The following is an 11312-nucleotide window of genomic DNA, read 5'->3' on the forward strand; positions in this document are numbered from 1 at the left end:
GGCCTCAAGGTGTGTTGAGATTCAGGTCAGGCCGAGTCGAAAACGATGGTTTTCGAGAACCGGAGCGGAGCGTACTTTTCGTACGTGAGCACCGGAAGCGCAGAAAACCTTCGTTTGCAGGCCGGCATCACCTGAATACCGACACACCTTAGTCCACCTTCTTCTCGCCCCGTTCGCCGGCCTTGACGATATCACCCGTGGTGAACAGGATTTCCTTCAGTTCCGCCCGCCAGTCCTTCTTCTGGCGCAGCAGGAATTCGAGATCCATGCCGAAATGCTTGAACTCCTCGCCTTGCGCATTCTTCATGATGGCGCGGGCCTGCGGGTCCTTCTCCACCGACATGCGCTGTTCGTACCAGCCGATCGCTTCCGCCTCCTCGATCAGCGAGGTGATCATGCGGGCAAAGGTCCGTACCTTCTGCGTCAGCTCTTCAGGCGGTTCGTGATACTGGTCGAATCCCATGTCGTCCTCCGTTGGCCATTCCCATGAATGCCCGGGAGTGACACGGGTTCCGCGTTATCGCTGCAATTCCGCCAGCGCCCTCTCCAGCGGCGCCGGCGAAATCTGGATCGGGCCGGAGAACGGCACGTCCATGTCGAGGATCAGGTAAAGCGCCCCGGCGATCAGCACGGCCGAAACCCCGAAGGTCGAAACCGTTATCGCGTTGCGGGGTGCCCTGAAGCCGAAACTGGCGAAGATCAGCGCCAGCCAAGCAACCAGCATGGCGATCAGCGGCCAGGGGATCGCGCCCTCTGACTGCTCGATCAGCACCCAGCGCAATTCCAGCACCTTCTGCAGACGCTGGCGGGCATCCTGCAACAGGGAGCCGCGCCCCGCGTCGGCCGACGTCAGCGCGCTCAGCCGGGTGCCGACCTCCGTCAGCAGACGTTCGGACAGCTGGTTGGCGACAACAGTGGTTTCGCTGGTTTGCGACGAGCTGGCCACCACCCTCTGCACATAGGCGGCGAGCGGTTGGCGCACCGCGTCGGCTTCAGGGCCATACTGGCGCAAGATCCTGTCGAGCAGGATCAGCTCCGTCGCATAGGCGTGCACATTGTGGTCGATCGATTCGAAGGTGTTCTTGGCTGAGTTGATCATCAGGCCAAGCACCAGCGAGGTCATGACCCCGAACAGATTGGCGGCCAGCCGCACCACTGTGTTGGTATCGTCATCGCGATGCCTGGCCGGCAGCCTAGGCCAGATCGCCATGCTGGCCAGCGGCGCCGCCGCCAGGCACAGGAAGATCATCACTGCAATCAAGGCTTCACGCATACCGCGCATTTCTGCACGGCATGCGCCGATTGCCAATTACCCCCGGCACCGATCACACCGCGAAAGTTGCGGCAAGGTCAGGCGTCTGCCTCGACGGCCAGTGCCTCACGACACCGGTGCGGCTCCGCCCTCTGCGGTGCGCCGGGCGATGAATTCGTCGAGAACGCCTGATGTGGCGACGGCGGAAGCCGGCGGCACGAAATCGGCCAGCGCGCGCCTCCAGACGCCGGTGGCGCGCTCGCTCGCCGTCTTCGACCCGCTTTGCGTCCAGTTGCCGAAATTCGACCAGTCGGCCACCAGCGGCTCGTAGAAAGCGGTGCGGTAGCGCGCCATGGTGTGGCCGGCCGAGAAGAAGTGGCCGCCCGGCTGCACCTCGGCGATCGCTTCGAAACCGATCGTATCGGTGTCGCCGGGCGTCGTGGCGCAGAGCTCGGCCACCGTCTGCAGCGCCTCGATGTCGGTGATGAGTTTCTCGAAGGAGACGCTGAGGCCGCCCTCCAGCCAGCCGGCGGCATGAATGCACATCGTCGCCCCGGCCAGCACCGAGCCCCACAGCGCGAACTGCGTCTCGTGTGCGGCCTGCGCATCGGAGATGTTGGCCGCACTGCCGCCGCCGGACCGCCACGGCAGTCCGGTGAAGCGCGCCAGCTGGCCAGCGCCCAGCGTCGCCTTGACGTGCTCCGGCGTGCCGAAGGCCGGCGCCCCGGATTTCATGTCGACATTGGAGGAGAACGAGCCGTAGACGACCGGCGCACCCGGCCGCACGATCTGCGCCAGTGTCAGCCCGGCCAGCGCTTCGGCATGCTGCAGCGTCAGCGCGCCGGCGACGGTGATCGGTGCCATGGCGCCCGCCAGGCAGAACGGCGTGATGACGGAGACCTGGCCCGCACGGGCGAAATCGATGATGCCTTGCGCCATCGGAATGTCGAGCTGGCGTGGCGAGTTGGTGTTGATGACGGTGTAGCAATGCGCGCCCGCCAGAAACTCGTCCTGCGACAAGCCGCGCGCCAGCCGCAGCATCTCGAAGCCGTCTTCGACCTGCGGCGTGCCGCGCGCGAAGACGAAGGGAAACTTATCCGACAGCGTCAGCTGCGCGCGGTTGACGGCATAGTGGCGGAAGCGATTGTCGACATCCTGCGGCTCGATGCAGGGTCCCAGCATATGCAGCACGTCGAAATGCTGCACCAGCCGCATCAAATCCTCGAAATCGGCAAGCGTACCCGGCCGCCGGCCGCGCTCAAGATCAGTGACGTTCGGCGCTCCGCATCCAGCCAGGAAGGTCATCGAGCCGAGTTCGAGGGTCAGATCGCGGGCGCGTGAGCCGGCATGAGCGTGGATCGACTTCGGCGCCGAGGCGAGTGCCGCCGTCACCATGTCGCGGCCGATGCGCACCATGTCGGTGTCCGGATCGACCAGGGCGCCGGCGCGGGCGAAATGCTCACGCGCCTGCGGCAGCAGCACCTTGATGCCGAGCTCTTCCAGCACCCGCAGCGCCGTGTCGTGGATCGATGCCACCTGATCGTCCGAAAAGATCGGCTGCGGCAGGAACGGGTTCTTCAGCGAATGGTAATTGGGCCGGCGGCTGCTTTCGCTGCCGGCCTCGCCTGTGCGTCCACGCCGGCGTTCGCGCCTGCTGTCCCGAGCCGCGTCATCGACCATCAGAAATCCTCCTCATTGCCGCATCGCCTTGCCCAGGGGATCGTAAGGCGAGGCCGCGACGACACGCGCCGGCCGCTCCTCACCCACGACATGCACCGAGAGCGCTGTGCCCTCGCCCGCGAAATCGCGGTCGACGAGCGCCAGCGCCAGGCTCTTGCCGACCGTGTAGCCATAGCCGCCCGACGTGACGAAGCCGACGCGCCGGCCCTGGTGCCAGACCGGCTCGAAGCCGCTGGCGTCGGCGTCGAGCGCATCGATTTCCAAGGTCACCAGGCATTGGCGGCTACCGGCCTCCCGCTCCTTCAGCGCCGCTTCGCGGCCGATGAAATCACCCTTGCCGAAAGCGATGAAGCGGTCGAGGCCGGTCAGGCCGGGCGTATACCCTTGAGTGAATTCGCGCGACCAGATGCCGAAGCTCTTTTCAAGCCGCAATGCATTGAGCGCATAATAGCCGATTTCGGCCAAGCCAAGATCCTCGCCGGCGGCCAGCAGCGTTTCGCGCAGAGTGGCATGCATGGTGGCGGGGCAACTGATTTCAAAGCCGAGTTCGCCTGATATCGACAGCCGCGCCACACGCGCCTGCACCATGCCGATGTCGAATGCGCCGCAGGCCATGAAAGGCAATGCTGCGCCGGACACGTCCTGATGCGTCGTGCGCTCCAGGATCTTGCGCGCATTCGGCCCGGTCAGCAGGAAGCCGGCCATCGTGTCGGACAAATCGGCGACGGTGACGCCCGCAGCCGCATGGCTCTCGAACCAGCGCATGTGGAATTCCCGGAGATAGTAGGAGCCCATCAGCCAATAGGTGCCGCCGCCCCAGTTGAAGACGGTCAGGTCGCCCTTCAGCCGTCCGTCATGGCCGAGCATCGGCGCCAGACTGGCCCGTCCCGGTTTCGGTAGCTTGCAGGCGAGCAGCCGATCGAGCCACGCTTCGGCGCCGGGCCCGGATACCGCATAGCGCGAATAGGCCGAGATATCGACGAGACCGGCGGCGCGCCGCACCTGCAGCGCCTCGTCGCCAACAATGTCGAAGGCGTTGGAGCGTCGCAGCGTCGTGTTCTCGGCAAACCCCATCGGCGCGAAATAGGCCGGGATTTCCAGCCCCCATGACGCCGTCCATTCGCATCCCGCCGCGCTCATCCCGTCATAGGCGCCGGGGCGTTTCAGAGGCCGCCCGGCCGGCAGCCGCTCATTGGGAAAGGTCATGACGAAGCGGCGCGAATAGAACTGGCGCGTCGTCTGCCTGAGATATTCGCGGTTGGCGGCGAAGGCACCGTAGCGGGCAATGTCCATGCCGAAGATGTCGGCCTGCGGCTCGCCATAAATCATCCATTCGGCCAGCGATTTGCCGACCCCGCCGCCCTGGCTGAAACCGGCCATGACGCCGCAGGCGACCCAGTAGTTCTTCAACCCGAGCACCGGCCCGACGATCGGGTTGCCGTCCGGCGTGAAGGTGAAGGCGCCGTTGACCCATTTGCGGATGCCGGCCGTCGCCAGGCACGGGAAGCGCTCATGCGCCTTGGCGAGTTCGGGACTGATACGGTCGATGTCTTCCGGGATCAGCTCGATGCCATAGTCCCACGGCGCACCATCCATGTTCCAGTGCTTTGGGTTCTGCTCGTACACGCCAAGCAGCACGCCCTTGCGCTCTTGCCTGAGATAGGAAAAGCCGTCGAGATCGACGGCGATGCCGATCTCCCGGTCTAGTGCTGCGATCTCCGGAATGTCCTCGGTGATGAAATAATGGTGCTCCATCGGCGTCACCGGCAGGTCGACACCGGCCATGCGGCCGAGCTGCTTCGCCCACAGCCCGCCAGCATTGACGACATGTTCGGCGATGATGGTGCCCTGCTCCGTCACGACATCCCAGCGACCGTCGGTGCGCGCCTTCAGCTCGACGACCCGGTTGCGCAGGATGATGTCGGCGCCGCGCTTCTTCGCGGCACCGGCATAGGCGTGCGTCGTGCCGTACGGGTCGAGATGGCCTTCGTTGGAATCATGCAGGCCGCCAAGGACGCCGGTGACGTCCACGATCGGGCAGATCGCCTTGATCTCGTCGGGCGTCACCAGCCGCGCGGTCTCGATGCCGACCGACTGGAACACCGCCCAGGCCGATTTCAGCCACTCCCAGCGCGCGGGATCGCTGGCGATGTTGACGCCGCCGGTCATGTGCAGGCCGATGTCTTGACCGGATTCGGCTTCGATCTCCCGGTAGAGATTGATGGTGTAGTCCTGCAGCGCCGCTACGTTCGGGTCGGCGTTGAGCGCGTGGAAACCGGCCGCCGCGTGCCAGGTCGAACCGGCCGTCAATTCGGCACGCTCGATCAGCGCCACATTGCTCCAGCCGAACCGCGTCAGATGGTAGAGCACCGAGGCTCCAACCACGCCACCTCCGATGACGACTGCGCGGTAGTGCGACTTCAAGGCTTCCCCTCCACGGCTGGTCCGAAGGCTGGACCATATACGCACTGGACATAAGTGTCTAGTGCCGGGGCGAGCGCGGCTTTTTTGTCGGCCTGAGACTGACGGATTCTTTCCGCCAGGCGCACGTTTTTATCGGCGCGTGAAGAAGACGGCGGGCATGCACCGCGCGCTGTCACGCAAGCATCATGTTCGCGCCGTAGACCGCGTTTCGGGGAGGCGCGCGCGGCATCATCGATGTCGCACCTCTTTCAGCTTTTCGCCCTGCGGCCGCTCCGGCACGCTTTGTCACAAAGAGGATTGTCCATGAAACACCTGTACCGAACCGCGTCGCTCGGCGTCGCGCTGGCCTTGTTCACCGCCTTGACGCCGGCGCTCGCCGACAACACCGCGACCGTCGGCGGCCTCGTCAACAAGGGACTGGTCGGCGTCGGCCGCATCCCCGCCGCTCAGCGCGACAAGTTCGGCGAGACGTTCGGTTCGGGCTCCGGCATGGCGATCGACACATCAGGCTGGACACATGGCGCCGATGGTTACAAGGGTTCGCTCTGGCTGCTGCCGGACCGCGGCTACAATGTCGTCGGCACCACCGACTACCGGCCGCGCCTCAACACGATCGGCATCGAATTTGCTCCGGTCGCACCGGGCGCGGCACCTGCTGCCGGCCAGGAGCAGACGGGCGTCAAGGCAGCGCTTGCCGACACCATGCTTCTCACCGACGACAAGGGCGCTGACGCCACCGGCCTCGATCCACTCAACGGCGTGCGCGCGGCAAGCGGCGACATGCCGATCCTGCCACAGGCCGACAATGGCAAGCTGGCGCTCGACAACGAAGCCATCGTGCGCCTGCCCGACGGTTCGATGTTCATCTCCGACGAATACGGCCCGAACATCTACCGGTTCTCCGCCGACGGCCATCTGATGTCGGCGACGCAGCCACCGGCGGCGCTGGTGCCGATGCGCCACGGCGCGCCGAACTTCGCCTCGGACAATCCGGGTCCGGGTGCCGCCGAGCCCGATCCGAAGGATCCCGATACCGGCCGCCAGAACAACCAGGGTCTTGAAGGCATGGCGATGACGCCGGATGGCAAGTCGCTGATCGCGGTGCTGCAATCGGCGCCCCGCCAGGATGGCGGCGATTCGCCCGCGACGCGCCAGAACACGCGTGCGCTGGTCTATGACGCCTCCGACCCCGCCCACCTCAAGCTGGCGCATGAGTATGTCGTGCCGCTGCCGGTGTTCAAGGATGCCAAGGGCAAGACCAAGATCGCCGCGCAGAGCGAGATCGTAGCGCTCTCCGACAAGACCTTCCTGATGCTGGCGCGTGACAGCGGCAACGGCCAAGGGCTGAAGGGCGACACCTCGCTGGTGCGCCAGATCTTCGTCGTCGACGTCTCTGCCGCGACCGACGTCGCCGGCGGCGTCTTCGATGCCGCCGACAAGCCGCTGGCGCCCAAGGGCGTGCTCGACCCGTCGGTGACGCCGGCCAAGCTGACGCCGTTCATCGACATCAACGACAAGGGCGAGCTCGGCCGCTTCGGCCTGCACAATGGCGCGCCGAACGACAAGAACAACCTTTCGGAGAAGTGGGAGGCGATGTCGGTGGTAAGCGTTCTCGATCCGAAGCTGCCCGACGACTACTTCCTGTTCGTCGCCAACGACAACGACTTCCTCGCCCAGGACGGCTTCCAGGTCGGCGCGCCCTACAAGGCCGAGGACGGCGCCGATGTCGACACCATGTTCCTGGTCTATCAGGTCACGCTGCCGGGTCTGACCAAGAAGTAACAACACCTGTTCAGGCGGGTGCACCGAGCGCGTCCGCCTGAGCAGATCGTGAAAAGGCTCTTACTTCAACATCTCCGCGTCCCTTGGCACGCCGGCATCGATCGGCTCGGCCGTCCTGTTCGACACCGCGCTGATCTTGCCGGCGGCCGACAGGTTGGGGCGCACGAAGACCGGCGCGACGCCGTTGACCCGGCTGTAGAGGTCGATGATGTCCTGGTTCATGAAGCGCACGCAGCCCGACGATGCGTTCTTGCCGATGGAATCCCACTCCGGCGTGCCGTGCAGCCGGTACATCGTGTCCTTGCCGTCGCGGAACAGATACAGCGCGCGGGCGCCGAGCGGGCTCTGCGGGCCGGGCGGCATGCCGTCCTTGTATTTCGCCAGTTCCGGCCGGCGCTGGATCATTTCCGGCGGCGGCGTCCAGACCGGCCACTTCTTCCTCGCCTGGACCACGGCACTGCCGGTCCATCCGAAACCGGCCTTACCAAGGCTGACGCCGTAGCGGATTGCCTTGCCGCCGTCGCGCACCAGATAGAGAAAGTGCTCGGAGACATCGACGACGATCGTGCCGGGTTTTTCTCCGGTCGGGTCGGACACGATCTGGCGCACGAACTTTGGATCGAGCTTGGCGACCGGGATTGCTGGCAGCTGATAGCCCTCGTCGGTGCGCGCCGCATACATGCTTGCGGTGTCGCCGAAAGCCGGATCGCTTGGCGGTGCCGCCACCGGCGGCGGTGGCGCCACGTCCGTCGTGGTGCACGCCGAAAGAGCCACGGACGCCGCGCCCAAGGCGGATGCACCGAGGAACGTGCGCCGGCTCAGGCGCTCAGAAAACAGCGGAATATCGGACATGTACCCCCCGGTCTATCCAGATCTGTAGGGCAGATCTGTAGGAATGCGGCCCCACGCATCGAGGATCAATATCCCATTCCGGAAGCTTTGAGAACATGATTAGATCAAGGCATGACCTGTTGCGTTGAATCGGCAATCATCGCGGACCGGACTTGAAACAAACCTTCGCCGAGTTGCCAGCCATGGACGAAAAAATGCCCGCCCGCCGGCGCACCGGCGACCTGACCAGCGGCCCGATCCCGCGCACGCTTTTGCTGTTTGCCCTGCCGGTGCTCGGCTCGAACGTGCTGCAGTCGCTCAACGGCTCGATCAACGCCGTCTGGGTCGGCCGCTTCCTCGGCGAATCGGCGTTGACGGCCACCTCCAACGCCAACCTCGTCCTCTTCCTCATCCTCGGCACGGTCTTCGGCATCGGCATGGCGGCGACCATCCTGGTGGCTCAGTCGGTCGGCGCCCGCGACCTGCCGGAAGCGCGCCGCATCGTCGGCACCAGCGCCACCTTCTTCTTCCTCATCTCGGTGGTGTTCGCGGTCTGCGGCTGGATCTGGGTCGACGCCATCCTCAATACGCTCGGCACACCGGCCGACGCCTTGCCGCTGGCGCGGTCCTATCTGCGCATCATCTTCGTCGCCGTGCCGATGATGAACCTCTTGTCCTTCGTCATGACCGTGCTGCGCGGTGCCGGCGATTCGCGCACGCCGTTCTTCTTCATGGCGCTGGCCGTCGTCCTCGACATCGTGCTCAACCCGTTGCTCATCCGTGGCATCGGGCCGTTTCCCGAGCTCGGTATCGCGGGCTCCGCCACGTCCACGCTGATCGGCCAGACGGTGAGCGTGATCGCCATCCTGATCGTGCTCTATGTGCGCAAGCATCCGCTGCGTCTGGCCGGCGCCAACCTCGCTCTGCTGCGGCCGGACCCCACCTTGCTGCGCATCGTCGTCTTCAAGGGCGTGCCGATGGGTCTGCAGATGATCGTCATCTCGGCGGCAGCGCTGACGGTGATGGGCATGGTCAACTCCTACGGCTCGCAGGTTGCCGCCGCCTACGGCATCGCCGCCCAGCTGTGGACCTACATCCAGATGCCGGCGCTCGCCATCGGTGCCGCCGTTTCCTCGATGGCGGCGCAGAATGTCCGCGCCGCGCGCTGGGACCGGATCGGCCGCATCGCCGCCTCAGGCGTCGGCTTCAACCTGGTCCTGACCGGCGCACTGGTTGCCGTGCTGTCGGTTTTCGACCGCTCGGTGCTGAGCCTATTCCTGAGCAGCGACAGTGCAGCGATCGACATCGCCGTCCACATCAACAATGTCGCGTCGTGGTCGTTCATCCTGTTCGGCATCACCATCGTGCTGTTCGCCACGGTGCGCGCCACCGGTGCGGTGATGCCGCCGCTGATCATCCTGGTGATCTCGGTGCTGGTCGTGCGAACCGGCTTTGCCTATTTCATGCGCGGCGTGATCGGCGAAGAAGCGCTGTGGTGGAGCTTTCCCACCGGTTCGATCACGTCGCTGGTGTTGGCCGCCGCCTACTACCGCTTCGGTCATTGGCGCACCCTGCACATGATCGAGGACAGGCCGGCCGCCGGCGAGCCGCCGGACACCGGACTTGGCGTGCCGCGTGGACGCGCGCATCTTTCGCCTGAGACGCCGAACGGCTGAAGGTCCGGATCCTTCTGGCCAAGGACATGGCGACAGGGCCACAAGCTGATTGCGGCCCTGCCCGTCATGCGATCCGGAACGCCCGGACCGGCGCAATCAACCCTATTTGCAGGGGAAGCCGGGCGCGATCTTGCACTTGCCGGGACGCGGCTTGTGCGGCGGGCGATGGTGCGGAGGACGATGATGCGGCCTATGGTGCCAATGCGGCGGCCGATGCGGCGGGCGCACGATGATGATCGGCGGGTGAACGATCTGGGAGCGCTCGAGATAGCCGGCGCTGGCCCAGCCGCTCACGCCGCCGCCATGGATCCGGCACCAGCCCGGCTCGCAGCCGGTGACATTCACCCTGAAGCCGGCGGGCAGCGTTCCAACCTTGGCGTATCCGGCTCCCGGCCCGGTACGGACATTGAGATTGGTCGTGGTGTGGGCGCTGTAGGCGAAGGCCGCGGCGGACGTCCCGAAGACCGCGGCCAGGATGGTCGCGACCACAAGCAGAAAACGAAATCTCATCAGTCCCTCCATTCGAACCCCGGCCGTTCGTCTGCTCCGGCCGGGACTGCCCTGCGAGGGGAGAGGCCAAGCCAGGAAAAGTCAACATGCGGCCGCCGCAACCATCCTGATCAGCGGGACTGATGCCGGAGTTTCCCTGGATAGGGTTGAGGAATTTCCCGAGCACCGTTTATCGGCCCTTCAACATCCGCTAACAGTTTACTGTCTTTCGACAATCCGTTGCGGGCAAAGGTGGGATCCATGGGCAAAGGCAGGGTCGAGGCATTCACCGACGGCGTCGTGGCCATCATCATCACCATCATGGTGCTTGAACTGAAAGTGCCGCATGGCGAGGATCTTTCGGCCCTGGTACCGCTGTGGCCTGTCTTCCTCTGCTACGTATTGTCCTTCATCAATGTCGGCATCTACTGGAACAATCTGCACAACATGTTCCACACCGTGCAACGCGTCGATGGTGGCGTGCTGTGGGCAAACCTCAATCTGCTGTTCTGGTTGTCGCTGATGCCGGTAACGACGGCCTTCATGGGCGAGAACCATTTCGCGCCGGTGCCGGTCGCGGTCTACGGCGCCGACCTCGCGCTAAGTGCTGTTGCCTTCAACATCCTGACCATCACTCTGCACCGGCTTCACGGCAGCGACAGCGCCTTTGCCAGGGCCCTGGGCGGCGACCGCAAAGGCAAGATCTCGCTCGCCTTCTACCTCGCGGCTATACCGCTCACCTTTGTCAGCCAATGGATTGGCGTCGCGATCTATGTGCTGGTCGCGACCGTATGGCTCGTGCCGGATACGCGTTTCGCGCGGGTAATCGAAAAGTAGCAGCTACTTGCGCATCGCTTTCAGTTTTTCCGCCACCGATGCGGCAAGGTCGGCATAGCGTTCCTCCAGCCGTTCCGCGGCTTTGATGATCGAGAAATCATGGCCGAACTTTTCCAGCGCCATGCGCAGTTTCTCGACGAACTCGGCTTGTTTCTCCAGGGCAGAAAAGAGTGTCTTCACCTGCGCTTCGCTGATGTCGGGATTGGCCAGCATCTGCGGCACCTCACGGCCCATCTGGTCGCCGGTGGCGGTCTGTTCCTTCAGGATTGCAACCCAGTCCGTCAATCAGGAAATCTCCATTTGCCTCGGCATCTCCATTTGCCTCGGCAAAAGTCTTCTTT

At 64.7% G+C, this 11312-nt stretch carries 10 protein-coding genes; 3 read left to right on the top strand and 7 right to left on the bottom strand.

Translation table 11 applies throughout. The annotated features are described in order from the left end of the window. Positions 1-148: 148 nt before the first annotated feature. From EN993_RS23470 to EN993_RS23485, 4 genes are all read right to left on the bottom strand, one after another. Positions 149-463, bottom strand: a complete 315-nt coding sequence (locus EN993_RS23470) for a hypothetical protein (protein WP_109668196.1) — start codon at positions 461-463, stop codon at positions 149-151. Between the two features lie 54 nt (positions 464-517). Continuing rightward, the gene (locus EN993_RS23475) at positions 518-1273 is read right to left on the bottom strand and encodes a DUF4239 domain-containing protein (RefSeq protein WP_164757773.1); all 756 of its coding nucleotides are present in this window, start codon (positions 1271-1273) and stop codon (positions 518-520) included. A gap of 105 nt (positions 1274-1378) precedes the next feature. After that, the gene (locus EN993_RS23480) at positions 1379-2932 is read right to left on the bottom strand and encodes a trimethylamine methyltransferase family protein (RefSeq protein ID WP_109668200.1); all 1554 of its coding nucleotides are present in this window, start codon (positions 2930-2932) and stop codon (positions 1379-1381) included. A 12-nt stretch (positions 2933-2944) separates the two neighbouring features. Further along, entirely contained in the window at positions 2945-5356 is a 2412-nt protein-coding gene (locus EN993_RS23485) for an FAD-dependent oxidoreductase (RefSeq protein ID WP_127264944.1), read from the bottom strand. A 303-nt stretch (positions 5357-5659) separates the two neighbouring features. Here EN993_RS23485 and EN993_RS23490 point away from each other — a divergent pair, with 303 nt between their 5' ends. Continuing rightward, positions 5660-7138, top strand: a complete 1479-nt coding sequence (locus EN993_RS23490; RefSeq protein ID WP_127264945.1) for an esterase-like activity of phytase family protein — start codon at positions 5660-5662, stop codon at positions 7136-7138. A gap of 60 nt (positions 7139-7198) precedes the next feature. Here the strand turns inward: EN993_RS23490 and EN993_RS23495 are convergent, their stop codons facing one another. After that, positions 7199-7990 carry a L,D-transpeptidase gene (locus tag EN993_RS23495; protein ID WP_127264946.1) on the bottom strand — a complete coding sequence of 264 codons (792 nt, stop codon included), beginning with the start codon at positions 7988-7990 and terminating at the stop codon, positions 7199-7201. 194 nt (positions 7991-8184) lie between these two features. Between EN993_RS23495 and EN993_RS23500 the strand changes: the two genes are divergently transcribed. Further along, positions 8185-9645 (top strand): MATE family efflux transporter, encoded by a 1461-nt coding sequence (locus EN993_RS23500; RefSeq protein ID WP_245468946.1) that lies wholly within the window; start codon positions 8185-8187, stop codon positions 9643-9645. A 102-nt stretch (positions 9646-9747) separates the two neighbouring features. Here the strand turns inward: EN993_RS23500 and EN993_RS23505 are convergent, their stop codons facing one another. Then, entirely contained in the window at positions 9748-10155 is a 408-nt protein-coding gene (locus EN993_RS23505) for an SH3 domain-containing protein (RefSeq protein WP_127264948.1), read from the bottom strand. Positions 10156-10395: 240 nt separating this feature from the next. On the opposite strand from EN993_RS23505, the gene EN993_RS23510 reads away from it, so the two are divergent. Continuing rightward, entirely contained in the window at positions 10396-10971 is a 576-nt protein-coding gene (locus EN993_RS23510) for a TMEM175 family protein (protein WP_126069542.1), read from the top strand. Positions 10972-10974: 3 nt separating this feature from the next. Here EN993_RS23510 and EN993_RS23515 read toward each other — a convergent pair whose 3' ends face one another. After that, the gene (locus EN993_RS23515) at positions 10975-11256 is read right to left on the bottom strand and encodes a hypothetical protein (RefSeq protein ID WP_023668298.1); all 282 of its coding nucleotides are present in this window, start codon (positions 11254-11256) and stop codon (positions 10975-10977) included. Between the last annotated feature and the right edge of the window lie 56 nt (positions 11257-11312).

The organism is Mesorhizobium sp. M7D.F.Ca.US.004.01.2.1, from assembly GCF_003997785.1.
Taxonomy (GTDB): Bacteria; Pseudomonadota; Alphaproteobacteria; order Rhizobiales; family Rhizobiaceae; genus Mesorhizobium; species Mesorhizobium loti.

Coding starts and splice junctions, on each gene's coding strand:
- EN993_RS23470 (WP_109668196.1), bottom strand. CDS start 463: ATGGGATTCGACCAGTATCACGAACCGCCTGAAGAGCTGACGCAGAAG.
- EN993_RS23475 (WP_164757773.1), bottom strand. CDS start 1,273: ATGCGTGAAGCCTTGATTGCAGTGATGATCTTCCTGTGCCTGGCGGCG.
- EN993_RS23480 (WP_109668200.1), bottom strand. CDS start 2,932: ATGGTCGATGACGCGGCTCGGGACAGCAGGCGCGAACGCCGGCGTGGA.
- EN993_RS23490 (WP_127264945.1), top strand. CDS start 5,660: ATGAAACACCTGTACCGAACCGCGTCGCTCGGCGTCGCGCTGGCCTTG.
- EN993_RS23495 (WP_127264946.1), bottom strand. CDS start 7,990: ATGTCCGATATTCCGCTGTTTTCTGAGCGCCTGAGCCGGCGCACGTTC.
- EN993_RS23500 (WP_245468946.1), top strand. CDS start 8,185: ATGCCCGCCCGCCGGCGCACCGGCGACCTGACCAGCGGCCCGATCCCG.
- EN993_RS23505 (WP_127264948.1), bottom strand. CDS start 10,155: ATGAGATTTCGTTTTCTGCTTGTGGTCGCGACCATCCTGGCCGCGGTC.
- EN993_RS23510 (WP_126069542.1), top strand. CDS start 10,396: ATGGGCAAAGGCAGGGTCGAGGCATTCACCGACGGCGTCGTGGCCATC.